This window comes from Formivibrio sp. oc-25 (assembly GCF_055810895.1).
Map to the genome: position 1 here is coordinate 91,154 of NZ_JBVVOL010000009.1, position 23,665 is coordinate 114,818.

Consider the following 23,665-nt stretch of genomic DNA (forward strand, 5'->3'; position numbering starts at 1 on the left):
GCTCCCGTTTGCATTCGCCTGTTTGTGGATCAGGCCTTGCCAGCCTGTACATCCTTCACGGCCTGGTAGACGATTCCGTACAGTTCTTCGATGTGTTCGAGTTCCAGACAGGAGAACGCCACGCGCAGATCGGTTTCACCCAGCGCAATCGTGCCGATCTGGTATTCGTTCAAGAGGCGCTGGCGCACGGCTTCGGCGCTGGCACCCTTGAGCTTCAGGCACATGAAGTAGCCCGAGTTGAACGGATAGTAATCCCAGGCATCGCCAAACTTGCCGGAATCAAGCAGCGCTTTGACCTTGTTGGCGCGGGCTTTCATGATCTCGAATTTTTCGGCGCACTGTGCATCGAAGCGCGGATCCTGCAGCGCCTTGAGCACGAAGGTCTGGCTCGGGTGCGGGCCGCTGGAGATCGTGGCACGGATGATGCCCATGGTCTTCTGTTCCAGCGCAGCCAGCACTTTTTCGGACGGATGGGCATAGGTGATGAAGCCGACGCGGAAGCCCCACACGTATTCTTCCTTGGTGGCACCGTCTACCTTCACTGCCAGCAGGTTGGGCGAGAGGTTGGCCAGTTTGCCGAACAGCGATTCAAGCAGGCTGTCTTCAAAGAACAGACCGAAGTAGGCGTCATCAGTCACGACCACCAGCTTCAGACCTGCATCGGCCACTTCCTTCAGCGCGGCGACGATTTCGTCACCTTCGGCCACCGATGGGGTGTAGCCGGTCGGGTTGTTCGGGAAGTTCAGCAGCACAACAGCCTTCTTCTTGCCGGCCTGCAGCTGGGCCAGCAGTGCAGCCTTCATGCCAGCACTGTTGAACTTGCCACGCGCATCGTAGAGCTCGAAGTAAACCATTTCGGCGCCGCGACGCACACCGAAGGTCAGCTCGTAGTTTTCCCAGTTCTTGTCCGGCACGATCAGCGGGGTACCGGCATCGGCAAACAGGTCGGAAACAATGCTGATGCCGTGCGTCAATGCATTGGTCACGATCGGGTTGCCATAGGATTTACCGGCCAGGCTGGGGTTGTCCTTCAGCATCTTCGCGCGCCAGGCGGTGCGCAACTCCGGCTTGCCAGCGGGCGGGGCGTACGGGTAGATGTCTTTTGGGGCGTAGGCCGACAGGGTTTCCTGGATCAGGCCCAGGTGCATCGGAATGCCTTTTTCGGTGGCAATGCCGATGGTGGCATTGAATTTTTTGGCTTTCTGGCCGGCTTCAGCCGATTGCGACAGGATGCCTTCCTTGGGGAAGTAAATGGCGCGGCCCAGTTCGGACAGCATTTCCAGAACCGGGGCGGCTTCTTGTTGCAAGGTGGCGTTCAGTTGTTGGGCTAGAGCGTGCATGGATTCAGACCGGGTCGTGAAGGATGGCGCGATTTTACCCTTGCCGCTTCACGCTGAGAACCATTGTTCAGGCCGCACGCCGGGAAAAATCACGCGGCCTGAAGCCCAGCAGCGCGAGCATGCCGAAGTAAGTGGCCACACCTGCCCCGACCAATCCGGACAAGCGCAGGCAACGTATGGCCATATTGCCACTGTCCCAGGCCGGCATGATCTGCATCAGTCCCCATAGCGCGGCAGTCATGACGATCACGGCAGCCAGCAGCTTGAGCAGGAACGCACGCCAGCCGGGTAGGGGGTGGTAGATGGCATGCCGGCGCAGCTGGTAATAAAGCATGGTGGCATTGGTGCAGGCGCCCAGACCAATGGCCAGCGCCAGCCCGGCGTGACGCAGATGCCAGATGAAAGCCAGGTTCATCAGCTGTGTAGCGGCGAGCGTGATCAGCGCGATCTTGACCGGCGTCTTGATGTTCTGGCGCGCATAAAAACCCGGCGCGAGCACTTTCACCAGGATCAGTCCGATCAGTCCGGCCGAGTAGGCGATCAATGCCTGCTGCGTCATCAGGGCATCGTGTGCGCTGAATTTGCCGTACTGGAACAACGTGGCGATCAGTGGCTCCGAAATGACAGCCAGTGCCACGGCCGAGGGCAGCGCCAGCAGCAGGCACAGGCGCAGCCCCCAATCCAGCAGGCGCGAATACTCGGTGTGATCTTCGCTGGCATGGCAGCGCGACAATGACGGCAGCAGGATGGTGCCCAGTGCCACGCCCAGTACACCGGTAGGAAATTCCATCAGGCGATCGGCGTAATACATCCACGATACGCTGCCGGAAACCAGGAACGAGGCAAAGATGGTATTGATGATCAGCGAAATCTGCCCGACCGACACGCCAAGAATGGCCGGCCCCATTTGCTTGACCACGCGCCAGACCCCGGCATCCTTGAAATTCAGACGCGGCCATACCAGCATGCCGATCTTCTTCAGGTGCGGCAGCTGAAACAGCAGTTGTGCCACGCCGCCCACTGCCACCGCCCAGGCCAGCGCCAGTACCGGCGGATCAAAATACGGGGCCAGGAACAGTGCGAAGATAATGAACGACAGATTGAGCAGCGTCGGCACGAAGGCGGGAATGGAAAACTTGTTCCAGGCATTCAGGATCGAACCGGCCAAGGATGCCAGCGAGATCAGCAGGATATAGGGAAAGGTGATGCGCAGCAGGCTGACGGTAAGTGCGAATTTATCAGGTGAATTGGCAAAACCCGGTGCCGAGATCCAGATGATGAGCGGGGCGGCCAGCATGCCCAGTGCGCTGACCACGAACAGTGCCAGCGCGAGCAGGCCGCAGACATCGGCCACGAAGCTGCGTGTGGCTTCTTCGCCTTCGCGGGTGCGGTATTCGGAGAGAATCGGCACAAAGGCTTGCGAGAAAGCACCCTCGGCAAAGATGCGGCGCAACAGGTTCGGTAGCTTGAAAGCGACAAAAAACGCATCGGTGGCAAAGCCTGCTCCGAAAATGCGCGCCACGATGGCATCGCGGGCAAAGCCCAGCACGCGGGAAACCAGCGTCATCGAGCTGACCTGGGCGAGTGCCTTGAGAAGATTCATGTGAAATAGGGCCGGCAGGCCATCGTTGTCTGTGCGTGAAGCTGCGCAGTTTACGCGCAGTCGGTCAGTTCGTGTAACCCAGCAAATCGCGTGCCTTTTGCAGGCAGGGTGTGGCGATTCCGGCGCCAGAGCGCGATTCACGCAGCGCCATGTTCCAGTGCGCCAGTGCAGCACGCACGCTGGCGTGATCGGAAGCGGTTGCGATTTCCTGCTGCAGTTTGGCTGCCATCAGCCCGAGATGCTGCTGGCTGATTTCGATCAGATAGGCTTTGGCGCGGGCGAGACTCACCGGATCGATTGTGGCCTCGGGCGATATGGGTTCTGTCTGGGTGGGTGCAGGTGTGGCGGCTTGCGTTTGGCTGATGAATCCTTCCCGTTGCAGTTCTTCGATCAGGATCAGCAGATCCTGTTGCGCAATCAGGCTGGCCAGATCTGAAACGGTACGCTTGCCATCGAGCAATACCAGCAGCTGGCGCGCCTTGGCCCGCAAGCCATGGCGGCGATCCGACAACTCCTCAAGTGCCTTGGCAGTCTTGAAGAAAATAGCGGAATGCAGATCGGCAGGCATGGCAAAAGGTCGAGTCGTGGTTTGGGTGACGACTGAGCTTACGTTTGCCGTATTGCAAAAGCGTTAAGGTGTGAAAAAGGAGAAGAGTGCAGTTGCACGCATGCCCGACATTGGCCAGCATGCCATGGCATGAACCGGATCCCGATCAGCGTGGTGCAGAGGCTGCTGCCAGCGCGGAAGCCTTGGGCAGGTAGAGCGACCCTTTATAACCGCAGGCGCCAAGCAGAAAACCGCAAACCAGGGAGATGACGAGCAGGGAGCGCATGGGATCGTGTTCGGTGGCAAAATGGATGACTATTTTACACAGGATCTTTGTTCGATGACCGAATCCGAATTTCTCGAATTGACCGATGCCGTTTTTGCGCGCATCGAAAATGCGCTGGATGCCAGTGGCCTGGAGGCCGACCCGATGCGTGCAGGCAATGTGCTGGAGATCGAACTCGCTGATGGCAGCAAGGTGATCGTGAATCGCCATGCCTTCAATCAGGAATTGTGGATTGCTGCCAGGCGCGGTGGATTCCATTACCGGCTGCAGGATGGTAGCTGGACCAACACGCGCGAGCAGGGCGATTTCTTTGCCGATCTGGCAGCCATCCTGACTGAGCAGTCGGGCGAACCTTTTGCGTTCTGAGTGATCCGATGATCGTTGAAAATGCCGGCTGGCTGGCTGGATTGTTTGGCTCGGCCTTTGTATCAGCCACGGTCCTGCCCGGCAATTCGGAGGCGGCCTTGCTGGCGCTGCTTCATTTCCGGCCCGAAATCGCACCGTGGGCGGTACTCGCCGCCACACTCGGCAATGTTCTGGGTGGATTGACGACAGTCTGGCTCGGGCGTCGCTTGCCGCAAGCCCCGCAGGGGCGTGCGGTGGACATTGCGCGGCGTATCGGGCCGTTCAGTCTGGTGCTGAGCTGGTTGCCGCTGGCAGGCGACGCCCTTTGTGGCGTGGCTGGCTGGTTGCGCTGGCCGTGGTTACCGGTGATTGCCTGGATTACGCTGGGCAAGGCCGCGCGCTATGCCGTGCTGGCAGGCGTGCAGACGCATTTCTTTTGAGGCGAGGGATCGTGCGTAAAGTCATTTCAGTCATGCTGGCGTTGTCTCTGGCTTCAAGCGTCAGCCTTGCCGACAATCTGCCCAATCTGGGCGGCGATGTTTCCCAGGGGGCTTTGACGTCGGCGCAGGAACGCGAAATCGGCGAAGGGGCGATGCGGGAAATCCGGCGCAGCGGCTCGCTGGCCGATGATCCGGAAGCCATTGCCTATCTGAACCGGCTGGGCGCACGCTTGGTCGATGCCGCCGGTGTCAGCGATAGCCGGTTCACCTTTTTTCCCGTGCTCGACAAAACCGTGAATGCCTTTGCGATTCCGGGCGGTTACATCGGCGTGCATTCCGGGTTGATCGTGATGGCGCAGCATGAATCCGAATTGGCCAGTGTGCTTGCGCATGAAATCGCCCATGTCTCGCAGCACCATCTGGCACGCATCATCGACGGTACCCGCCTCAGTCCGCTGGTATCGCTGGCCGCACTGGGTGTGGCCATTCTCGCGGCACAGGCGGGCAGTGTGGATGGCGCGGCTGCCGTGATGAGCGCCGGTGTGGGGTACAACATCCAGAAGCAGCTCGATTACACCTATGCGTTCGAGCAGGAAGCCGATCGTATCGGCATGCAGACCCTGACCAATGCCGGGCTGGATGCTGCTGCAATGCCGACATTCTTCGAGCGCCTGCAAAAACATAACCGGCTGGAAGATGCCAATGCCCCGGAGTTTCTGCGTACGCATCCGGTGACCTTCAAGCGCATCGCCGATGCCCAGAGCCGCCTGCGTGAGCAGCCGTATCGCCAGGTGCCCGATTCGGCGGATTTTCTGTTTGTGCGCGAGAAAATGCGTGGTTTGCAGATGAAGCCGGTCGATGCGGTCGATTTCTATCGCAAGACCCTGGCCGAAAAGCGTTATGCCAATGAGGCGGCGCATCGCTATGGCCTGGCCCATGCCCTTTATCTGGCGCGTGATTACGATGCCGCCTGGCAGATGCTGCAGCAGGCCAGGCAGTCATTCGATAAGTCTGGACATCCGGCACTGGAATTCCTGGCGGGCAATATTCGCCTGGCACAACGGCAGTATGATCAGGCGCAATCGATCTTTACCCAGGCACTGGCGCTGCACCCGGCCAGCCGGGCACTGGTCTATGGTCTGGTCGATGCACTGACCGTAGAGGGCAGTCATGATCAAGCGCTGGCGCAGATCGCCGATTACCAGTCGCTTTATCCGGGCGATGCCTATCTGTACCAGCGTGCTGCCAATGTGTATGCCAAGCAGGGCAAGCTGATGCAGGCACACAAGGCACAGGCCGAATACTATGTACGCCTGCGTGAATACGATTCCGCCATCGAACAGTTGCGGCTGGCGCTCAAGCAGGGTGGCGGGGATTTCTACCTGCTGTCATCGATCGAGGCGCGTCTGCGCGAACTGGAGAGGGACGCCGGCAAGGAAGGAAAGCTGCATACTTTGCAGTGATCATTCATTTGCAGGGCTATAAAGAAAAAACACGTTGGTTGTTCCTCAAAGGAGATATCGCCATGTCTGATTCTTCCAATTTGCTTGATGAATCCCAAAACATTCTGCAGGAAACCGAAAAGCTGCTGGCAGAAGCCACGATGGCAGGTGGAAAAGAAGCCGATGCACTCTATGCCCGTGCGGCTGCCAGTTTGCGCCAAGCCAAGGATAAGCTGGTTACGGTTGAAAAAGCTGCGGTAGAAAAAACCAAGCAGGCGGCCAAGGCTACCGATACTTACGTGCATGAGCACCCCTGGCAGGCGGTCGGTGCGGCTGCCGCCGTTGGTATCCTGGTCGGTATGCTGATTTCGCGACGCTGATATGGGGTTGCGCGCACTGTTTGATGGCGTGCGTCGTGTAGCCATTACCACGGCAGGACTTGGCGGCAACCGCCTGGAACTGCTGGGTATTGAACTGCAGGAAGAACTGGAACGCCAAACCGGTAATCTGGTGTGGATACTGGCCGCTTTTGTGTTTGGCGGGCTGGCCTTGTTGCTTGCGTCAATCCTGATGCTGATTGCTTTCTGGGATACACACCGGGTGGCGATTGCTGTTGGGTTGCTGCTTGTTTACGCAGCGCTCGCCATCGCATGCGTGCTTTGTTTGCGCCATCGCAGGCGCCATGCACCCCCCGCTTTTGCTTTGACGATCGAAGAGTTCCGGCGCGACCAGGCTGCATTGTTGGGTAAAAGCAGGGAGGCTCCATGAACAGACGCATGCTGGACAGGACATTGCGCAAGGAATTGCTGTTGTTGCAGGCTGCACAGTATCGCCAAAGATTGACAGAGGATTTGCGGGTGCTGGTTTCTGGCGCTGCATCCGCAGACGAAGCCGCTGCGGGTTCGACATTGCTGGCAGGAACCCGGTGGTTGGTCTCGGTACTGCCGCCTGGTCGCTGGCGAAAGTGGCTGGTCTACGGATTGACTATCGGCAGAGTGGCGTTGGCGCTGTCACGCACCATGCCACGCTGAATCCATTGGCTTATTTTCCTGCCTTTTTTCGCAATATTTCTAGATAGAGCATAGGATCCGGCGCAGTATTGTTACGTTGTGCCTGCCAGATCATTTCTCCCAGTCCGTCGATCATCTCGTGTTTGGCTGTGTGTTCGCTGCCGGTTTTCTGGCACAGAAGCTGAAACAAAGCCTTGATGCCGGCAGGCTGATCGATTGATATCTGTTCTTCAATGGCCAGATGCATGCCGATGTGCAGGAAGGGATTGGTATCGCCCGATTCCGGTCGCCAGTCATGATCGATCATGTCTTCCTGCAGATAGCGGTGGTATTCGGGATGATCCAGCAGGATGGCGAGCGTCATGCGTTCGATGTCGGCCAGTGGCTGCCCGGCCTGATGTTTGCGCCAGACTTCGATGAAAAAACGCCTTGCCTCGTCGCGGCTTGGATTGAAAAGCATCGTCAAACCCATCCTGTTTGTGCTTAGTATCATTTCTGCCTGAGAGCAGATGCGGCATCATATCGTACCTGAACCCATTCCCCACCCGAGAGTTAAGCATGTCCATGCCGGAAACTTCGACGATTTCACCGCTTGACAGTTACCACGAACGCCATGCGATTGCCATGCGCAGTACCTGGGTAAGCGTAGTCGTGAATCTTGTGCTGTCGATCGGGCAGTTGGTGGCGGGTTTGATGAGCGGCTCGTTCGGTCTGGTGGCTGATGCCATTCATACCCTGTCCGACCTGGTCGCCGATTTTGTCGTGCTGTTTGCCGCGCAGCACAGTCGCCAGGGAGCGGATGAAGATCATCATTACGGTCATGCGCGCTATGAAAACGCTGCCTCGCTGGTGCTGGGCGTGCTGTTGCTGGTGGTGGGCATCTATATGGCCTGGTCGGCGATCCAGAAGTTTCATCAACCCGCCGGGGTGGCCACGGTCGGCATTATTGCGCTATGGGTGGCACTGGCCTCCCTGGTGGCCAAGGAAGCGCTGTTTCGCTACATGCTTCATATGGCGCGCAAGGTCGGCTCCAGCATGCTGATTGCCAATGCCTGGCATGCCCGCTCCGATGCGTTGTCTTCGCTGGTGGTGGCTGCCGGTATCGGTGGCAATCTGCTCGGCTATCCGCTGCTCGATCCGGTCGCGGGGCTGCTGGTGGGGTTGATGGTAGGCAAGATGGGCTGGGAATTCACCAAGGTGGCTTTTCATGACCTGACCGATCACGCCTTGCCGGAAGACGAGGTGGAAGAGATTCGTGCCACCGTACAGCAGACCCCGGGCGTGGAAGGCGTCCACGATATCCGCACGCGCAAGATGGGCGATTTCGCCATGGTCGATGTGCATATCGAAGTGGACCCGACGATCAACGTGATTACCGGGCACGATATCGGCGTGGATGCACGGCGGCGCGTGATGCTCAAGCACAAGGTGCTCAATGTGATGGTGCACGTTGATCCGGCTGGCGGGTTCCCCGACGATGATCATGTGCCGGTGAGTGGTTCAGGCCGGATGAACGCGGCTAGCGGCGCGGAGTGAAATCGAGCGCGACGGAGTTGATGCAGTAACGCTCGCCGGTTGGTGCGGGGCCATCCGGAAATACGTGCCCCAGATGGGCATCGCACACCGCGCAGCGGACTTCGGTGCGGATCATGCCGTGGCTGTGGTCTTCGGTGCGCACAATGCTGCCGGGTACGGCTGCCTCCCAGAAGCTGGGCCAGCCACAGCCGGCATCGAATTTGGTGCCGGAATCAAACAGCAAGGCACCGCAGCAGACGCAGTGATATTCCCCGTTCGCATCCAGACGATAATACTCGCCGGAAAAAGGCCGCTCGGTGCCGGCTTCGCGGGTGACGCGGTATTGTTCTGGCGTCAGTTGTTCACGCCATTGTTGCGGACTTTTGTGGATTTTATTCACGCAGGAACCAGTTGCGGGGCGGTTTCGGCAAAAGCCGGTTTTTCGCTTTCCAGCCGTTGCAGGAAGGCAGCGAGATTGGGATGCGCGGTGCGCCAGTCGATATCCGGCAGGCGGAAATCCAGAAAGCCCAGCATGCAGCCCACGGCAATATCGGCCAGGCTGTAACGGTTGGCCAGCAACCATTTCTGTTCGCCCAGCTCGGTAGAGAGTGCTGTCAGCCCGTGTTCGATCTTTTGCATCTGGCGGTTGATCCAGTCCTGCGACTGCAGCTCTGGCGCGCGGCGACGTTCCATTACCACCAATACGGCGGCATCGGTGATGCCATCGGCCAGGGCTTCTTTCAGCTTGACGCGAATGGCCTGGCGGTGCTCCTGCGGAATCAGTTTGCCTACCGGTGAAATTTCGTCCAGATGCTCGGCGATGACGGGAGAATCGTAGAGTGCCAGCCCATCGTCCAGAATCAGCACCGGTACTTTGCCGAGCGGGTTGTAGTGCGGCACATTGCCGGAGGGATCTCCTGCCTGGATCACAATGCGTTCGCACTCGATGTGTTTTTCCGCCAGCACAACACGGATCTTGCGGCCATAGGGGCTGGTCAGGGATGTCAGCAATTTCATGGTGGGGGTAAGGCTGTTAATTGCAGGATTGCACCCCATTGTAGGGGAGTCATGTCCGGCCAGCCAGCGTTGTTGTGGTATTGCAACAGCTTGATTGCTTTGACTTCTGATGGAGTTTCCCGGGCTTTTGCCTCGTCTTTGGTTATAATTCCTGCTTTTTGCCCCGGCGTGCCAATAATGAATGTGTTTTATGAGGAAGACGGCAATTTCAAGGTTGCCGAAGTGCGCGACGAGCAGACTGCAAGCCTGATGGTCGAGGATGTTCGCGGCAAGCGCGCCAAGATCAAGGCTGCCAATGTGTTGTTGCGCTTCGAGCGCATGGGGCTGCAGGAGTTTCTGTCTGCGGCGGAGGCCGCAGCAGCTGAACTTGACCTGGATTTTCTGTGGGAATGCTGTGGGGATGAGGAGTTCGGTTTTCGCGAAATCGCGACGGAATACTTTGGTGATAATGCCACCTTGCCGCAGCAGGCGGCCGTGGCGATTCGCCTGCATTCGGCACCCATGTATTTCTACCGCAAGGGCAAGGGTCGTTACAAGGCTGCGCCGGAAGACAATCTGAAAGCGGCGCTGGCTGCGCAGGAGCGCAAGCGCATCGAGGCTGAGCAGATGGCAGGCTGGCAAGCCGATTTGCTGGCCGACCGGTTGCCGGCTGATCTGGCCAAAAAACTCGACATGCTGTTGCACAAGCCGGACAAGAACAGCATTGAATGGAAGGCACTGGCTGCAGCAGCTGAATCGGCCCAGATGGCACCACTGCGCCTGCTGGCTAGGGTGGGCGCAATTCCGGATGTGGCCGAATATTTCCTGCAGGGTTTTCTGACTGAATATTTCCCCAAGGGCCGAGGCTTTGCACCGCTGACCGCCGCGCCCGTACCTGAAAATCTGCCGCTGGCGGACGTGCAGGCCTTCAGTATCGACGATGCCGCCACGACTGAAATCGACGATGCCTTCAGTCTTGCCCGCTTGCCAAATGGCAACTGGCGCATCGGTATTCATATTGCGGCTCCCACGCTGGGCATTGCGCCGCAAAGCGAGCTGGACAAGGTGATCCTGGAGCGGCTTTCCACGGTGTATATGCCGGGCGACAAGATCACCATGTTGCCCGATGAGGTCGTGGAAACCTTCACCCTCAAGGCCGGTGATGCGCAACCTGCCGTATCGATGTACCTGGAGGTCTCGGCCGGCTTCGATATCCTCCGGCGTGAATCGAAGATCGAGCGCGTGCGGCTTGCTGCCAATCTGCGTCATGACGAGATCGAACCGTTCTTCAACGAGGAGACAGCGGGCAAGGCAGATGCGCCGGATTATCCGTGGAAGGATGAGCTGACCTGGTTGTGGCACTTTGCCAATGCACTGGAAGCCCGACGCGGCAAGGCTGAAGCCAATGGTGCGCAGAAGGTTGACTATGGTTTCCGCATTCATCGCCAGGACGATGCTGAACGCGTCGAAATCTTTACCCGCAAGCGCGGCTCGCCCATGGACAAGCTGGTGGCCGAATTGATGATTCTGGTCAACAGCCAGTGGGGCAAGGATCTTGCGGATGCCGATGTGGCCTGTATCTATCGTGCACAAGGCGGTGGCCGGGTGCGCATGACCACGCAGCCCAGTCCGCATCAAGGGTTGGGGGTGGACTGCTATGCCTGGTCCTCGTCACCCTTGCGCCGTGCCGTGGATTACATCAATCAGCAGCAATTGCTGTCGCTGATCCGCAACGAGAAACCGCGTTTTGCGCGCAATGATGCCGAACTGTTCTCGATCATCGGTGCCTTCGATGCGGCCTATGCGGCCTATGCGGAATTCCAGGAAAAAATGGAGCGCTATTGGTGTTTGCGATATCTTGAACAGGAAGAAATGCACGAGTTGTCTGCCACGGTGCTCAAGGAAAATCTGGTACGTATCGATGGCATGCCGCTGGTAATGCGTGTCGGTGGGTTGCCGGAGTTGCCGGGCGGTTCTACCGTGAAATTGCAGCGTCTGTCCCAGGATTATCTTGATCTCAGCGTGGAATGCCGCATCGCTACGATGTAATTGAAAGGTTATCGAATCATGCAACCGAATCGCCGCCTCAGTGATATCTTGCCGCTGCGTTTTCGCAGTGGCGAGCAGGTGCGCCAGTTTTCCAAGCCGTGCATCCGCTGCGGCAATATGCTCAATGCCCAGCACATGGTGGGGGTAGCGCAATTGATCGATGACCAGATCGCGATTGCGGCCAAGGCGCAATGTCCAGTGTGTGGTGAGCGTTTTTCGGTAACGTGCCTGATTGATGGACACAAGCATGTGCGCCGGGTTGTGCTGCCTTACTGGATTTTCAACCCATATCTGCGCACGATGCGTCCGGCCGAGTCGCAAGGTGTGGTACGGGAAGAATCACCGAGTGACGAGCTGCCCATGACGCCGACGCTGTCGACGGAAATCCCGGCACCGGAGCCCAGACGGGCACCAATGCCGCAAGTGGATGTCGAACGCTCAGATGAAAGCGTTGGCCGTTATCAGGGCAAACCGATTCCAGCCTGGGTGCGGGTGAATGGCAAGGTGTTCAATTTCGAGCGCATTGCCGCCGATGCCAGAACCCGGGAGGGCGAGTTCCTGCTGGATGGTTGCCTGGTATACCGCGGCCAGTGAATTTGACCCATTGGGGTTGGCGCGGCTTGGGTCTATAATTCCGCGCTTCTTTTTAGATTGACTGGCGGGAGAGTTGCCATGCAGCGTTCGATGCTCAAATCCAAGATTCACCGCGTAACGGCGACACATGCCGAGCTGCATTACGAGGGGTCCTGCGCCATTGACGAGGATCTACTCGATGCCGCCAATATCCGCGAATACGAAGAAGTCCACATCTGGAACGTGAACAATGGCGAGCGTTTCTCCACCTATGCCATCAAGGGGCAGCGTGGCTCGGGCGTGATTTCGCTCAACGGCTCTGCCGCGCGGCGTGCCCAGGTGGGTGATCTGTTGATCATTGCGACTTTCGTGCTGGTGGATGAAAGCCAAATCGACAGCCACAAGCCCTCGATGGTGTATGTGGATGCCAGCAACAAGATTACCCATACCAAGAACGGCATTCCTGTGCAGAAAGCCTGATGGGTCATTCGCAAATCAATTAAATAATAAAAAACATAACGCCCATGCGCTGACATGGGCGTTGTTATATCCGGAGATGGCATGAACCCGACATCGGTCAAAGACTATTTGCTTACCCTGCAACAGAACATCGTCGCGACGCTGGAAAATCTCGATGGCAGCAGCTTTCGCACTGACTGCTGGCAACGCCCTGCTGGCGGGGGCGGCATCACACGCGTGATCGAAAACGGCCAGTTGTTCGAGCGTGGCGGTGTCAATTTTTCGCATGTGACTGGCGATGCCCTGCCGCCGTCGGCCACCGCCAACCGACCCGAGCTGGCCAGTCGGGCCTTTGAGGCAATGGGGGTGTCGCTGGTGCTACACCCGCGCAATCCCTATGTGCCGACGGTGCACATGAATGTGCGGTTTTTCCGGGCTTATCTGAAAGATGCCGGATCGATATCGGGCCGGAATGAGGTAGCAGGGCGCGAAGGCAAGGAGCAATCGACGAGACAGTACGTTGAAGTACGGCGAGAAGATTGTGACGCTGCCGACAAAGCCATGCAGCCTCAGGCCGAGCCCGAGATTTGGTGGTTTGGCGGCGGCATGGATCTCACCCCCTACTATGGCCACGAAGACGATGCCTGCCATTTTCACCAGACCTGCAAGAACGCACTCGATCCGTTCGGGCCGGAGCTTTATCCACGCTTCAAGGACTGGTGTGATCGCTATTTCTTCCTGAAACATCGCAACGAAGCGCGCGGCGTGGGAGGCATCTTCTTCGATGACTTCAATACCGGTGGATTCGATCAGGCTTTTGCCATGCTGCAAAGCGTGGGCAATGCGTTTCTGCCGGCCTATGTGCCGATTGTCGAACGCCGCAACGGTCTGGAATATGGCGAGCGTGAGCGCGACTGGCAAGCTTACCGGCGCGGCCGCTATGTCGAATTCAATCTGGTGTGGGATCGCGGCACGCTGTTTGGCCTGCAATCAGGCGGACGTACCGAATCGATTCTGATGTCGATGCCGCCGGTGGCGCACTGGCGCTATGATTACCAGCCCGAAGCCGGTTCGCCCGAAGCGCGTCTGCTCAGCGATTTTCTGCCGGTACGCGACTGGGTACAGGCTCTCAGATAGCACCAGCCTGATCCAGCAGCGTGGCAAGTGCTTCCGCCAGCTTGCGGTAGCCTTGGGCGTTGGGGTGGATCAGGTCACTTTTGAGCGTGCTATCAGACAGGATTTCTTCCAGGCTTTCTGCTTCCAGCGGGATGCTGAATTCCTTGGCCAGTTCGCTGTAAAAGGCTGGTGTGCTCAGTCCCAGGCCGAGGCGGGGGGTAGCAACCAGCAGCACCGGTATGTTGCGCGATCTGGCTTGTACCAGCATGGCGCGCAGATTGTCGATCGTGATGTTTTCCGGCTGCTTGCGCAGAAAATCGTTGCCGCCCAGGCACAGGATCAACAGGTCTGGCCTGGCACCATCCAGCTCATCTTCCAGTCGTCTCAGACCATCCGTCGTGGTTTCGCCAGGAACCCCGGCGTTGATGATCGGGCGCTTGATCAGTGTTGCCAGAATGGCGGGATAGCTCTCTGCCGGGCTTGCGCCGGTGCCGTAAGTCAGGCTGTCGCCGAAGGCGAGGAGGGTGGCCTCGGGCGGCAGCGCAGGAAGTTTGGGTGATTTTCTGCATCCCGCCAGACTCAGTGACAACAGCAGAATCAGCAGGATGCGGTAGAACATTGCAGATCAGTCCCAGTCTTTGATGCGCACGGCGGCCTTGTCGATTTCGGCGCGCAGATCATCATAGGTGCGTACCACCGGATACTGCGGGAATTCGCGTACCACGTTTTCCGGCGGATGCATCAGGATGCCGGCATGCGCAGCACCCAGCATGGCGGTATCGTTGTAGCTGTCGCCGGCTGCAATCACCTTGAAGTTGAGCGCCTTGAACGCTTCGACAGCATGGCGTTTCTGATCCGGCATGCGCAGGTGATAGTTCACCAGCATGCCCTCAGCGTCGGCTTCCAGGCGATGGCAGAACAGGGTGGGCTGGCCCATCTGTGCCATCAGGGGCTTGGCGAATTCATAGAAAGTATCGGAGAGGATCACGACCTGATACTCCTGGCGCAGGGCATCCAGAAAATCCTTGCAACCTTCCATCGGTCCCATCTCGCCGATCACCGCCTGGATATCGGGCAGGCCCAGCTTGTGCTCGCGCAGGATGTCCAGCCGGTATTTCATCAGCTTGTCGTAGTCCGGCTCATCCCGGGTGGTACGACGCAATTCAGGGATGCCGGTACGTTCGGCAAAAGCGATCCAGATTTCCGGGACCAGGACACCTTCCATGTCGAGGCAAACGATCTGCACGGTACAAATCCTTGGGGTATGGGAACAAAGGCGCGATTTTACCGAATAAAGCAGGGCAGGTGTGCTTCAAGCTTTGCCTGAAAACAGGGTGTAGCAACCTAGCGCGATCAGGAAAATCCCGAACAGCGTGCGCATGTGCTGCGCATCTAGCCGGTTGGCCAACTGTGCCCCCAGCCATGCTCCGATTAACAGCATGGCAGCGATCAGCAGGGCAGCCCTCAGGTCAACGTTACCGCTGCAGTAGTACGCCCAGACCGCTGCGGCACCAACGGGCGGTAACAGAATGGCCAGGCTGGTGCCAATGGCTTTATGAATCGGAAACTTCATCAGGAATACCAGTGCTGGCACGATCAGGACGCCGCCGCCTATGCAAAACAATCCGGAAGATATGCCGGCAACCAGGCCTATAAAAACAAGCAGAAGCTAGTAATCCATGGACTTGATCCACACAGAGTACGGACAAGCCTGTGATTATTGTACTTCATATGTTTTATGGTAATTAGCTTATTCTTGTTTGTTATATTGGATCAATTCCTGCCAGCCAAGTCCACGCAGCACTTGCTCGAACTCTTGGCCGGGCCCGGCCTGCAACAAGATTTCCTGCTGGTTGATCGGGTGCTGCAGACGCAGCATCCGGCAGCACAACAGCAGTCGCGGGCAGCTAAACAGTTCGCCAAACAGCCGGTTGTGCCGGCCCTTGCCATAGGTGGCATCGCCGATGATCGGGTGCGAAATGTGCTTCAGATGGCGGCGCAACTGATGGCGGCGGCCAGTAACCGGTTCGAGTTCGATAAGGGCGTAACGGCTGGTTGGATATTTGTCGACCTGCACCGGAATTTCGGCGGTGGCCAGCCGGCGATAGCGGGTCAGTGCTTCCTGGGCGCCCTGGATTACGGTCTGGCCGAGAAAGTCGACGTCATCCTTGAGTCGCACCAGCGGGTGGTCGATTTCACCGCTTTCCGGCGGGTGGCCACGCACCACGGCCCAATAGCGTTTTTCCACCAGACCCTTCTCGAACTGCTGCGCCACGGCACGGCTGGTATCCGGATCAAGCGCAAACAGCAGAACGCCGGACGTGCCGCGATCAAGCCGGTGCACCGGGTAGACATGCTGGCCGATCTGATCGCGCAGCAATTGCAGCGCAAAGCGTGTTTCGCGCCAATCAAGCACGGTGCGGTGCACCAAGAGGCCGGAGGGCTTGTCGATGGCGATCAGATGCGCATCGCGATACAGAATGTTCAACGGGGTTTCGGACATGGGGATCACGGTATTTGATTCGCGCCAGAGTGTACGCGAGTTGCGCCTGCGCGTTGGTCGCGCGCTGCTACAATCGCGTCAATTTTTTGCCGGGAGCCAATCATGATCGTTGTTTTGGGTGCGATGGAAACGGAAATCCGCGAATTCTTGACGCATATGGAAAATCGCCAGACCTTCGACTGGCATGGTTTTTCCCACCATCGCGGCACCATTGATGGTCATGACGTGCTGGTGAGCCGCAGCGGTGTCGGCAAGGTCAAGGCGGCGATGATGACGCAACACCTGATCGATGATTACCACCCGCAGGCCATCCTGTTTACCGGGCTGGCCGGTGCCTTGCGAGGCCATATCGAGATTGGGGATACCCTGGTGGCTCGTGATCTGGTGCAGCACGATATGGATGTCTCGGCGCTGGGCTTCCCGCGTGGGCAGATTCCCTTTACCGAATGGCGCTTTCTGCCGACAGATCCCCGCTTGCTGGCGCTGGCTAGCGGCTATGTGCCGGCAAGCGGCCGCCTGCATATTGGGCGTATCTGTACCGGCGATCAGTTCATTTCCCACCGCGAGTTCGCCAGCCATGCCTATCTCACCGGCGAGCTGGCTGGCGATGGGGCCGAGATGGAAGGCGCCAGCGTGGCGCTGGTCTGCCATGTCAACTGGGTGCCTTGTCTGGTTGCGCGCACGATCTCGGACAAGGCCGATGGCAGTGCTGCAGTCAATTTCGAGGAATTCCTGCCGCGTGCGAGCTGCAACAGTCTGGATTTCGTGCGTTACATGCTGGCAAGAATGACGGAATGTTGAGGTTTGTAGCGGCGCAGTAAAAGTCGGTAAATCAGGTTGTTGCCGGATGGATGCGTATTGGAAACTTCCTTGTCGTGACAAGGAGATTTCTCATGCGAAAGCGATACGGAGTAGTGATGCTGGCCTGCCTGCTGGCTGCGGGGAACATGGCTGGTGCGGCCGAGAATGCCTCGGCACCCAAGGGGAAAAATACGGCGCTGGAAGCCGCCCTGCAAGCCTGTGCCAGCTCGATTGCCAAGGATGGTCAGGGGCGGCCGGATATGGTTGCCATGGATAGCTGCATGCAGGCCAAGGGTTTCAGCCGGCCTGACGGGCCGCCGCCGGGAGAAGGGCAGCGCCCAGCACCGAAGTAAAATTCCGAGCATTCATAAAAAAACAAGCCACCGCATGTGCGGTGGCTTGTTCATATGCGGTAGCTGGATGCTTAGCGAGGCAGTACCGATGCGCCCATCAGGAAGGTATCGACTTCGCGCGCAGCCTGGCGGCCTTCGCGGATCGCCCACACCACCAGTGACTGGCCACGGCGCACGTCGCCTGCGGCAAACACCTTGTCGACGTTGGTCTTGTAGCAGCCTGCACCATCTGTCGTTGCCTTGATGTTGCCACGGACGTCCTTTTCGACACCGAAGCCTTCCAGCAGGCTGGCGATCGGGTTGGTAAAGCCCATGGCGAGGAATACGGCTTCTGCCGGGATTTCCTTTTCCGAGCCCGGTACTTCGACCATCTTCATCTGGCCGCTGGCTTCATCCTTCTTCCATTCGACCGTGGCGATGACCATGGACTTCAGCTTGCCGTTCTCACCCTTGAATTCCTTGGTGGTGATCGACCACTGGCGCTCGCAGCCTTCATCGTGGCTGGACGAAGTGCGCAGCTTCAGTGGCCAGTACGGCCAGGTCATCATCTTGTTTTCCTGCACCGGCGGCTTGGGCATCACTTCCAGTTGCAGGATGCTCTTGGCACCCTGACGGTTGGAGGTGCCCACGCAGTCCGAACCGGTATCGCCGCCGCCGATCACGACAACGTGCTTGCCGGTCACCTTGATCTGGTCTTTCAGCTTGTCGCCGGCATTGACCTTGTTCTGCTGCGGCAGGAATTCCATGGCGAAATACACGCCTTCGAGCTCACGGCCCGGTACCGGCAGATCGCGCGGGGTTTCCGAGCCGGAGGTGATCAGCACGGCATCGAAATCCTTCATCAGCTTTTTCGGGCTGATCTTTTCCTTGGCATCGTTGCCGACGCCCTTGGGCAGATCGGCATCGCCAATGTAGACCGAAGTCTTGAAGGTAACGCCCTCGGCTTCCAGTTGTTTCATGCGGCGGTCGATCAGGCCCTTGTCGAGCTTGAAGTCGGGAATGCCGTAGCGCAGCAGGCCGCCACAGCGGTCACGCTTCTCGAACACGGTCACATCATGGCCTGCACGGGCAAGCTGTTGGGCGGCTGCCAGGCCAGCAGGGCCGGAACCGACGACAGCGACCTTCTTGCCGGTCTTGACTGCCGGCACTTGTGGAACGACCCAGCCATTTTCCCAAGCCTTGTCGATGATCGCGTGTTCGATCGACTTGATACCGACAGGTGCCTCGTGAATGCCAAGCGTACAGGCAGCTTCGCAGGGGGCCGGGCAGATGCGGCCGGTGAATTCCGGGAAGTTGTTGGTGGAATGCAAGACACTAATGGCTTCCTGCCATTGGTGTTTGTAAACCAGATCGTTGAAATCCGGAATGATGTTGTTGACCGGGCAGCCGTTGTTGCAGAACGGAATGCCGCAATCCATGCAGCGCGCGCCCTGGGTCTTGGCCTGCTCGTCGGTCAGGTGCATGACGAATTCGTTGTAGTGCTTCTTGCGAGATTCGGGCGCTTCGTAGCCTTCTTCCTGGCGCTCAAATTCCATGAAGCCGGTGGGTTTTCCCATTTTCAGTAACCTTTCAAACCATCTGTCCATCACCGCTGGGCGGTGATGGATCAGTTTTCATATCAATCAGGCAGGCACGGCAACAGCCTTGGCGGCCAGTTCCTTGAGTGCACGACGGTATTCCTTCGGCATGACCTTCACAAAGGCAGCGCGCGACTCATCCCAGTTTTCCAGCAGAGCCTTGGCACGCAGGCTGCCGGTGAACTTGAAGTGGTTTTCCACCAGGCGCTTCAGAATGACTTCATCTGCTTCGGCCTTGGCGCCACGCTGGATGGCATGCCAGGTTACCTTGTCGGTCTGCTCGGTTTGCGGCAATACGCGTTCCAGATCCACCATGGACGTGTTGCACTTATGGGCAAACACACCTTCCGGATCATAGACATAGGCCACGCCACCCGACATGCCAGCCGCGAAGTTGCGGCCGGTATCGCCCAATACCACGACCGTACCACCGGTCATGTATTCACAGCCGTGATCTCCCAGGCCTTCAACCACTGCGGCAGCACCCGAGTTACGAACGCAGAAACGCTCGCCGGCCACGCCATTAAGGTAGGCCTCGCCACTGGTGGCACCAAACAGCACCGTGTTGCCGGCAATGATGTGTTCCGGACCAAAGCCACGGAAATCATTCGGGCTGCGCACGATGATGCGACCACCGGCGTTACCCTTGCCAACGTAATCGTTGCCGTCACCTACCAGATCGAGTGTGATGCCGTGGGCCAGGAAGGCACCAAAGCTCTGGCCTGCCGTGCCGGTCAGCTGGATGTGGATGGTGTCATCCGGCAATCCGCCATGGCCGTACTTCTTGGCGACTTCACCCGACAGCATGGCGCCGACCGAGCGATTGACGTTCTTGATCTGGGCAATGAACGAAACACGTTCGCCACGCTCGATGGCCGGCTTGGCCTGCTCGATCAGTTTGTGGTCGAGTGCCTTTTCCAGCAGGTGATCCTGCGTATCCACGGCAAGGCGTGGAACGTCGGCCGGGACATCCGGCTGATGGAAGATCTTGCTGAAGTCTAGACCTTGTGCCTTCCAGTGTTCGATTGCTGCCTTCTTGTCGAGCAGGTCGGCGCGGCCGATCAGTTCGTCGAACTTGCGGATGCCCAGCTGCGCCATCAGTTCGCGCACTTCTTCGGCTACGAAGAAGAAGTAACGGACCACATGTTCCGGCCTGCCGGAGAATTTCTTGCGCAGTTCCGGATCTTGCGTGGCCACGCCCACCGGACAGGTGTTGAGGTGGCACTTGCGCATCATGATGCAGCCTTCCACGACCAGCGGCGCGGTGGCAAAACCGAACTCGTCCGCACCCAGCATCGCGCCTATCACTACGTCGCGGCCGGTCTTCATCTGGCCATCCACTTGCACCACGATACGGCTGCGCAGGCGGTTCAATACCAGGGTCTGCTGGGTTTCGGAAAGACCGAGTTCCCACGGCGAACCGGCGTACTTGATCGAGGATTGCGGCGAAGCACCGGTGCCGCCGTCATGACCGGCGATCACAACGTGATCGGCCTTGCACTTGGCTACACCTGCGGCCACGGTACCGACGCCCACTTCGGAAACCAGCTTGACCGAAATGTCGGCCTTCGGATTCACGTTCTTCAGATCGTGGATCAGTTGGGCCAGATCCTCGATCGAGTAGATGTCGTGGTGCGGCGGCGGCGAAATCAGGCCCACGCCCGGAACCGAGAAGCGCAGCTTGCCGATGTATTCGGAAACCTTGCTGCCCGGCAACTGGCCGCCTTCACCCGGCTTGGCACCTTGGGCCATCTTGATCTGGATCTGGTCGGCCGAGCTCAGGTATTCGGCGGTTACACCGAAACGGCCGGATGCGACCTGCTTGATCTTGGAGCGCAGCGAATCGCCTTCTTCCAGTTCGATGTCGCGTTCAATCAGATCATGACCGATGATGCCGGCGAGCGTCTGACCCTTCTTGATGAATTTGCCGTTCATCTCGTCGCGATAGCGCTTTTCGTCCTCGCCGCCTTCACCGGTATTGGATTTGCCGCCGATACGGTTCATGGCAATGGCGAGAGTCGAGTGCGCTTCGGTCGAGATCGAACCCAGCGACATCGCGCCGGTAGCAAAACGCTTGACGATATCCTTGGCGGATTCCACTTCGTCAATCGAAATGGATTTGCTCGGGTCGATCTTGAATTCGAACAGGCCACGCAGTGTCATGTGGCGCTTGCTCTGATCGTTGATGATGCGGGCGTATTCCTTGTAGGTCTGGAAGCTGTCGCCACGCGTGGCGTGCTGCAGCTTGGCGATCGCATCCGGGGTCCACATGTGTTCTTCGCCACGGATGCGGAAGGCATACTCACCGCCGGCGTCGAGCATGTTGGCCAGAACCGGATCCGTGCCGAAGGCAGCCTGATGCTGACGCAGGGCTTCTTCGGCGACTTCGAAGATACCGATGCCTTCAACGTTGGATGGCGTGCCGGTGAAGTACTTGTCGATCAGAGCCTTGTTCAGGCCGATGGCTTCGAAAATCTGGGCGCCGCAGTAGGACTGGTAGGTCGAAATGCCCATCTTGGACATGACCTTGCACAGGCCCTTGCCGATCGCCTTGATGAAGTTGTAGATCGCCTTGTCACCGTCGATATTCAGGCCTGGTGCCATATCGCGCAGGGTTTCCATGGCCAGGTACGGGTGTACGGCTTCCGCGCCATAGCCGGCGAGCAGGGCAAAGTGGTGCACTTCGCGAGCCGAACCTGTTTCCACCACCAGGCCGGTGCTGGTACGCAGACCTGCCTTGACCAGATGCTGGTGGATGGCAGAAGTGGCGAGCAGTGCCGGAATGGCGACATTTTCGGCATCCATCTTGCGATCGGATACGATCAGGATGGTGTAGCCGGATTTCACCGCATCTTCTGCTTCGGCGCACAGCGAAGCCAAGCGGGCTTCAACGCCCTCCTTGCCCCAGGCAACCGGGTAGCAGATATTCAGTTCATACGACTTGAACTTGTTGTCGGTGTATTGCTCGATGTAGCGCAGCTTGGCCATGTCCTTGAAGCTCAGCACAGGCTGCGAGACTTCGAGGCGCATCGGCGGGTTGATGTTGTTCAGGTCGAGCAGGTTGGGCTTCGGGCCGATGAACGACACGGTCGACATCACCAGGGCTTCGCGGATCGGATCGATCGGCGGGTTGGTCACCTGGGCAAACAGCTGGCGGAAGTACTGGTACAGCGGCTTGAGCTTGTTCGACATCACCGCCATGGGCGAATCGTTGCCCATCGAACCAATCGCTTCTTCACCGTTGACGGCCATCGGCGTCATCAGGAACTTGACGTCTTCCTGGGTATAGCCGAAGGCTTGCTGGCGATCGAGCAGGCTGGCGCGTTCTTCCAGCTTGGGTTCCGGACCATCGACTTCATCGAGCTTGATCTGGATGCGCGAAATCCACTCGCGATACGGCTTGGCGTTGGCGAGCGCGTCTTTCAATTCCTTGTCGTCGATGATACGACCGGCTTCCATGTCGATCAGGAACATCTTGCCCGGTTGCAGACGCCACTTCTTGACGATCTTGGATTCCGGCACGGGCAATACGCCAGCTTCGGATGCCATGATGACCAGATCATCGTTGGTGACGATGTAGCGGGCGGGACGCAGGCCGTTACGGTCGAGCGTGGCGCCGATCTGGCGACCATCGGTAAAGGCAATGGCGGCCGGACCATCCCACGGTTCCATCATTGCGGCATGGTATTCGTAGAAGGCGCGACGGTTCTCGTCCATCAGCGTGTGCTGTTCCCAGGCTTCCGGGATCATCATCATCGCGGCCTGCGCGAGCGGATAGCCGGCCATGGTCAGCAGTTCGATGCAGTTGTCGAACGTGGCGGTATCGGACTGGCCTTCATAAACGATCGGATAGAGCTTCTTCAGATCATCGCTGAGCACGGCGGATTTCATCACGCCTTCACGGGCGCGCAGCCAGTTGAAGTTGCCCTTCACCGTATTGATTTCGCCGTTGTGGGCGATCATGCGGTACGGGTGGGCCAGCGGCCATTCCGGGAAGGTGTTGGTGGAGAAGCGTTGGTGCACCAGTGCCAGTGCAGAGATGCAGCGCGGATCGGACAGATCCTTGTAATACACGCCTACCTGGTTGGCCAGCAGCAGGCCCTTGTAGATGATGGTGCGGGCCGACATCGACGGCACGTAGTATTCGGCACCATGCTTGAGACCGAGCTTCTGGATGGCATGGCTGGCCATCTTGCGGATTACATAGAGTTTGCGTTCCAGCGCCTCGGTAACCATCACATCCGGGCCGCGACCAATGAACACCTGGCGAATCACCGGTTCCTTGGCCTTGACGGTCGGCGACATTGGCATGTCGTGATCAACCGGCACATCGCGCCAGCCCAGCAGAACCTGACCTTCGGCACGGACCGCGCGTTCGATTTCCTGAACACAGGCCAGGCAGGAAGCAGCCTCTTTCGGCAGGAAGATCATGCCAACGCCGTATTCGCCTGCGGGCGGCAATTTCACGCCAGCAGTCGCCATTTCCTCGCGGAACAGCTGATCCGGGATCTGGATCAGGATACCGGCACCATCGCCCATCAGCGGGTCGGAGCCGACCGCACCGCGGTGATCGATGTTTTCCAGAATCTTCAGGCCGCCCTGAACAATGTCATGGCTCTTGTTGCCCTTGATATGGGCGACGAAACCGACGCCGCACGCGTCATGTTCATTGGAGGGGTCGTAAAGCCCCTGAGGCTGTTGCATTACATT

Annotated in this window: 26 protein-coding genes; 13 read left to right on the top strand and 13 right to left on the bottom strand. The window is 58.4% G+C overall.

What is annotated here, in order from left to right; all coding sequences use genetic code 11:
* Nucleotides 1-29: 29 nt before the first annotated feature.
* The 4 genes from AC0KVQ_RS08145 to lptM form a co-directional block, all read right to left on the bottom strand.
* Entirely contained in the window at nucleotides 30-1,340 is a 1,311-nt protein-coding gene (locus tag AC0KVQ_RS08145; RefSeq protein ID WP_473420645.1) for an aminotransferase class I/II-fold pyridoxal phosphate-dependent enzyme, read from the bottom strand.
* 67 nt (nucleotides 1,341-1,407) lie between these two features.
* Entirely contained in the window at nucleotides 1,408-2,943 is a 1,536-nt protein-coding gene (murJ, locus tag AC0KVQ_RS08150) for a murein biosynthesis integral membrane protein MurJ (RefSeq protein ID WP_473420646.1), read from the bottom strand.
* Between the two features lie 64 nt (nucleotides 2,944-3,007).
* The gene (locus tag AC0KVQ_RS08155) at nucleotides 3,008-3,511 is read right to left on the bottom strand and encodes a hypothetical protein (protein WP_473420647.1); all 504 of its coding nucleotides are present in this window, start codon (nucleotides 3,509-3,511) and stop codon (nucleotides 3,008-3,010) included.
* A gap of 145 nt (nucleotides 3,512-3,656) precedes the next feature.
* Entirely contained in the window at nucleotides 3,657-3,776 is a 120-nt protein-coding gene (lptM, locus tag AC0KVQ_RS08160; RefSeq protein WP_473420648.1) for an LPS translocon maturation chaperone LptM, read from the bottom strand.
* A gap of 54 nt (nucleotides 3,777-3,830) precedes the next feature.
* On the opposite strand from lptM, the gene cyaY reads away from it, so the two are divergent.
* The 6 genes from cyaY (at nucleotide 3,831) to AC0KVQ_RS08190 (ending at nucleotide 7,034) form a co-directional block, all read left to right on the top strand.
* Entirely contained in the window at nucleotides 3,831-4,142 is a 312-nt protein-coding gene (cyaY, locus tag AC0KVQ_RS08165; protein WP_473420649.1) for an iron donor protein CyaY, read from the top strand.
* A gap of 8 nt (nucleotides 4,143-4,150) precedes the next feature.
* Complete coding sequence (locus AC0KVQ_RS08170) at nucleotides 4,151-4,561, top strand: YqaA family protein (protein WP_473420650.1); 411 nt, start codon at nucleotides 4,151-4,153, stop codon at nucleotides 4,559-4,561.
* Between the two features lie 11 nt (nucleotides 4,562-4,572).
* A complete protein-coding gene (locus AC0KVQ_RS08175) occupies nucleotides 4,573-6,024 on the top strand; it encodes a M48 family metalloprotease (RefSeq protein WP_473420651.1) in 1,452 nt (483 codons plus the stop codon).
* A 62-nt stretch (nucleotides 6,025-6,086) separates the two neighbouring features.
* The gene (locus AC0KVQ_RS08180) at nucleotides 6,087-6,383 is read left to right on the top strand and encodes an ElaB/YgaM/YqjD family protein (protein ID WP_473420652.1); all 297 of its coding nucleotides are present in this window, start codon (nucleotides 6,087-6,089) and stop codon (nucleotides 6,381-6,383) included.
* A 7-nt stretch (nucleotides 6,384-6,390) separates the two neighbouring features.
* A complete protein-coding gene (locus tag AC0KVQ_RS08185; protein WP_473420653.1) occupies nucleotides 6,391-6,771 on the top strand; it encodes a phage holin family protein in 381 nt (126 codons plus the stop codon).
* Complete coding sequence (locus tag AC0KVQ_RS08190; protein ID WP_473420654.1) at nucleotides 6,768-7,034, top strand: hypothetical protein; 267 nt, start codon at nucleotides 6,768-6,770, stop codon at nucleotides 7,032-7,034. The genes AC0KVQ_RS08185 and AC0KVQ_RS08190 overlap by 4 nt, the downstream gene beginning before the upstream one ends.
* A gap of 10 nt (nucleotides 7,035-7,044) precedes the next feature.
* Here the strand turns inward: AC0KVQ_RS08190 and AC0KVQ_RS08195 are convergent, their stop codons facing one another.
* Nucleotides 7,045-7,473 (bottom strand): DUF1841 family protein, encoded by a 429-nt coding sequence (locus tag AC0KVQ_RS08195; protein ID WP_473420655.1) that lies wholly within the window; start codon nucleotides 7,471-7,473, stop codon nucleotides 7,045-7,047.
* 98 nt (nucleotides 7,474-7,571) lie between these two features.
* On the opposite strand from AC0KVQ_RS08195, the gene AC0KVQ_RS08200 reads away from it, so the two are divergent.
* Nucleotides 7,572-8,549 carry a cation diffusion facilitator family transporter gene (locus tag AC0KVQ_RS08200; protein ID WP_473420656.1) on the top strand — a complete coding sequence of 326 codons (978 nt, stop codon included), beginning with the start codon at nucleotides 7,572-7,574 and terminating at the stop codon, nucleotides 8,547-8,549.
* Here AC0KVQ_RS08200 and msrB read toward each other — a convergent pair.
* Nucleotides 8,533-8,928: a peptide-methionine (R)-S-oxide reductase MsrB gene (gene msrB / locus AC0KVQ_RS08205; RefSeq protein WP_473420657.1), complete on the bottom strand. Its 396-nt coding sequence runs from the start codon at nucleotides 8,926-8,928 to the stop codon at nucleotides 8,533-8,535. The genes AC0KVQ_RS08200 and msrB overlap by 17 nt on opposite strands.
* A complete protein-coding gene (locus AC0KVQ_RS08210) occupies nucleotides 8,925-9,545 on the bottom strand; it encodes a glutathione S-transferase C-terminal domain-containing protein (RefSeq protein ID WP_473420658.1) in 621 nt (206 codons plus the stop codon). The genes msrB and AC0KVQ_RS08210 overlap by 4 nt, the downstream gene beginning before the upstream one ends.
* A 177-nt stretch (nucleotides 9,546-9,722) precedes the next feature.
* Between AC0KVQ_RS08210 and AC0KVQ_RS08215 the strand changes: the two genes are divergently transcribed.
* The 4 genes from AC0KVQ_RS08215 (at nucleotide 9,723) to hemF (ending at nucleotide 13,742) form a co-directional block, all read left to right on the top strand.
* The gene (locus AC0KVQ_RS08215) at nucleotides 9,723-11,573 is read left to right on the top strand and encodes a ribonuclease catalytic domain-containing protein (RefSeq protein ID WP_473420659.1); all 1,851 of its coding nucleotides are present in this window, start codon (nucleotides 9,723-9,725) and stop codon (nucleotides 11,571-11,573) included.
* Nucleotides 11,574-11,591: 18 nt separating this feature from the next.
* Nucleotides 11,592-12,167: a hypothetical protein gene (locus AC0KVQ_RS08220; protein ID WP_473420660.1), complete on the top strand. Its 576-nt coding sequence runs from the start codon at nucleotides 11,592-11,594 to the stop codon at nucleotides 12,165-12,167.
* Between the two features lie 78 nt (nucleotides 12,168-12,245).
* Nucleotides 12,246-12,626, top strand: a complete 381-nt coding sequence (gene panD, locus AC0KVQ_RS08225; protein WP_473420661.1) for an aspartate 1-decarboxylase — start codon at nucleotides 12,246-12,248, stop codon at nucleotides 12,624-12,626.
* Nucleotides 12,627-12,707: 81 nt separating this feature from the next.
* On the top strand, nucleotides 12,708-13,742 hold the full coding sequence (gene hemF, locus AC0KVQ_RS08230; RefSeq protein ID WP_473420662.1) for an oxygen-dependent coproporphyrinogen oxidase: 1,035 nt from the start codon (nucleotides 12,708-12,710) through the stop codon (nucleotides 13,740-13,742).
* Here hemF and AC0KVQ_RS08235 read toward each other — a convergent pair.
* The 4 genes from AC0KVQ_RS08235 to AC0KVQ_RS08250 all read right to left on the bottom strand — a co-directional run bounded on the left by AC0KVQ_RS08235 (nucleotide 13,735) and on the right by AC0KVQ_RS08250 (nucleotide 16,224).
* The gene (locus AC0KVQ_RS08235; RefSeq protein ID WP_473420663.1) at nucleotides 13,735-14,340 is read right to left on the bottom strand and encodes an arylesterase; all 606 of its coding nucleotides are present in this window, start codon (nucleotides 14,338-14,340) and stop codon (nucleotides 13,735-13,737) included. The two genes, hemF and AC0KVQ_RS08235, sit on opposite strands and share 8 nt — an antisense overlap.
* A 6-nt stretch (nucleotides 14,341-14,346) precedes the next feature.
* Nucleotides 14,347-14,967, bottom strand: coding sequence for a bifunctional phosphoserine phosphatase/homoserine phosphotransferase ThrH (gene thrH / locus AC0KVQ_RS08240; protein ID WP_473420664.1), 621 nt, complete (start codon nucleotides 14,965-14,967; stop codon nucleotides 14,347-14,349).
* Nucleotides 14,968-15,033: 66 nt separating this feature from the next.
* A complete protein-coding gene (locus AC0KVQ_RS08245) occupies nucleotides 15,034-15,387 on the bottom strand; it encodes a sulfite exporter TauE/SafE family protein (protein ID WP_473420713.1) in 354 nt (117 codons plus the stop codon).
* Between the two features lie 84 nt (nucleotides 15,388-15,471).
* Nucleotides 15,472-16,224 (bottom strand): pseudouridine synthase, encoded by a 753-nt coding sequence (locus AC0KVQ_RS08250; RefSeq protein WP_473420665.1) that lies wholly within the window; start codon nucleotides 16,222-16,224, stop codon nucleotides 15,472-15,474.
* 102 nt (nucleotides 16,225-16,326) lie between these two features.
* Here AC0KVQ_RS08250 and AC0KVQ_RS08255 point away from each other — a divergent pair, with 102 nt between their 5' ends.
* Both AC0KVQ_RS08255 and AC0KVQ_RS08260 read left to right on the top strand, forming a co-directional pair.
* Nucleotides 16,327-17,025 (top strand): 5'-methylthioadenosine/adenosylhomocysteine nucleosidase, encoded by a 699-nt coding sequence (locus AC0KVQ_RS08255; protein WP_473420666.1) that lies wholly within the window; start codon nucleotides 16,327-16,329, stop codon nucleotides 17,023-17,025.
* Between the two features lie 92 nt (nucleotides 17,026-17,117).
* Complete coding sequence (locus AC0KVQ_RS08260) at nucleotides 17,118-17,378, top strand: hypothetical protein (RefSeq protein ID WP_473420667.1); 261 nt, start codon at nucleotides 17,118-17,120, stop codon at nucleotides 17,376-17,378.
* Between the two features lie 71 nt (nucleotides 17,379-17,449).
* Here AC0KVQ_RS08260 and AC0KVQ_RS08265 read toward each other — a convergent pair whose 3' ends face one another.
* Together AC0KVQ_RS08265 and AC0KVQ_RS08270 are read right to left on the bottom strand one after the other, a co-directional pair.
* Nucleotides 17,450-18,934 (bottom strand): glutamate synthase subunit beta, encoded by a 1,485-nt coding sequence (locus AC0KVQ_RS08265; RefSeq protein ID WP_473420668.1) that lies wholly within the window; start codon nucleotides 18,932-18,934, stop codon nucleotides 17,450-17,452.
* 66 nt (nucleotides 18,935-19,000) lie between these two features.
* Complete coding sequence (locus tag AC0KVQ_RS08270; protein ID WP_473420669.1) at nucleotides 19,001-23,659, bottom strand: glutamate synthase-related protein; 4,659 nt, start codon at nucleotides 23,657-23,659, stop codon at nucleotides 19,001-19,003.
* Nucleotides 23,660-23,665 lie beyond the last annotated feature (6 nt).

What these genes read in the sequence shown, in the direction of transcription:
- AC0KVQ_RS08210 (WP_473420658.1), bottom strand. Translation starts at nt 9,545, where the DNA reads ATGAAATTGCTGACATCCCTGACCAGCCCCTATGGCCGCAAGATCCGT.
- AC0KVQ_RS08190 (WP_473420654.1), top strand. Translation starts at nt 6,768, where the DNA reads ATGAACAGACGCATGCTGGACAGGACATTGCGCAAGGAATTGCTGTTG.
- AC0KVQ_RS08195 (WP_473420655.1), bottom strand. Translation starts at nt 7,473, where the DNA reads ATGCTTTTCAATCCAAGCCGCGACGAGGCAAGGCGTTTTTTCATCGAA.
- AC0KVQ_RS08260 (WP_473420667.1), top strand. Translation starts at nt 17,118, where the DNA reads ATGCGAAAGCGATACGGAGTAGTGATGCTGGCCTGCCTGCTGGCTGCG.
- AC0KVQ_RS08170 (WP_473420650.1), top strand. Translation starts at nt 4,151, where the DNA reads ATGATCGTTGAAAATGCCGGCTGGCTGGCTGGATTGTTTGGCTCGGCC.
- AC0KVQ_RS08155 (WP_473420647.1), bottom strand. Translation starts at nt 3,511, where the DNA reads ATGCCTGCCGATCTGCATTCCGCTATTTTCTTCAAGACTGCCAAGGCA.
- cyaY (WP_473420649.1), top strand. Translation starts at nt 3,831, where the DNA reads ATGACCGAATCCGAATTTCTCGAATTGACCGATGCCGTTTTTGCGCGC.
- lptM (WP_473420648.1), bottom strand. Translation starts at nt 3,776, where the DNA reads ATGCGCTCCCTGCTCGTCATCTCCCTGGTTTGCGGTTTTCTGCTTGGC.
- murJ (WP_473420646.1), bottom strand. Translation starts at nt 2,943, where the DNA reads ATGAATCTTCTCAAGGCACTCGCCCAGGTCAGCTCGATGACGCTGGTT.
- AC0KVQ_RS08220 (WP_473420660.1), top strand. Translation starts at nt 11,592, where the DNA reads ATGCAACCGAATCGCCGCCTCAGTGATATCTTGCCGCTGCGTTTTCGC.
- hemF (WP_473420662.1), top strand. Translation starts at nt 12,708, where the DNA reads ATGAACCCGACATCGGTCAAAGACTATTTGCTTACCCTGCAACAGAAC.
- AC0KVQ_RS08200 (WP_473420656.1), top strand. Translation starts at nt 7,572, where the DNA reads ATGTCCATGCCGGAAACTTCGACGATTTCACCGCTTGACAGTTACCAC.
- AC0KVQ_RS08255 (WP_473420666.1), top strand. Translation starts at nt 16,327, where the DNA reads ATGATCGTTGTTTTGGGTGCGATGGAAACGGAAATCCGCGAATTCTTG.
- AC0KVQ_RS08145 (WP_473420645.1), bottom strand. Translation starts at nt 1,340, where the DNA reads ATGCACGCTCTAGCCCAACAACTGAACGCCACCTTGCAACAAGAAGCC.
- AC0KVQ_RS08270 (WP_473420669.1), bottom strand. Translation starts at nt 23,659, where the DNA reads ATGCAACAGCCTCAGGGGCTTTACGACCCCTCCAATGAACATGACGCG.
- panD (WP_473420661.1), top strand. Translation starts at nt 12,246, where the DNA reads ATGCAGCGTTCGATGCTCAAATCCAAGATTCACCGCGTAACGGCGACA.
- AC0KVQ_RS08250 (WP_473420665.1), bottom strand. Translation starts at nt 16,224, where the DNA reads ATGTCCGAAACCCCGTTGAACATTCTGTATCGCGATGCGCATCTGATC.
- AC0KVQ_RS08235 (WP_473420663.1), bottom strand. Translation starts at nt 14,340, where the DNA reads ATGTTCTACCGCATCCTGCTGATTCTGCTGTTGTCACTGAGTCTGGCG.
- AC0KVQ_RS08265 (WP_473420668.1), bottom strand. Translation starts at nt 18,934, where the DNA reads ATGGGAAAACCCACCGGCTTCATGGAATTTGAGCGCCAGGAAGAAGGC.
- AC0KVQ_RS08180 (WP_473420652.1), top strand. Translation starts at nt 6,087, where the DNA reads ATGTCTGATTCTTCCAATTTGCTTGATGAATCCCAAAACATTCTGCAG.
- AC0KVQ_RS08215 (WP_473420659.1), top strand. Translation starts at nt 9,723, where the DNA reads ATGAATGTGTTTTATGAGGAAGACGGCAATTTCAAGGTTGCCGAAGTG.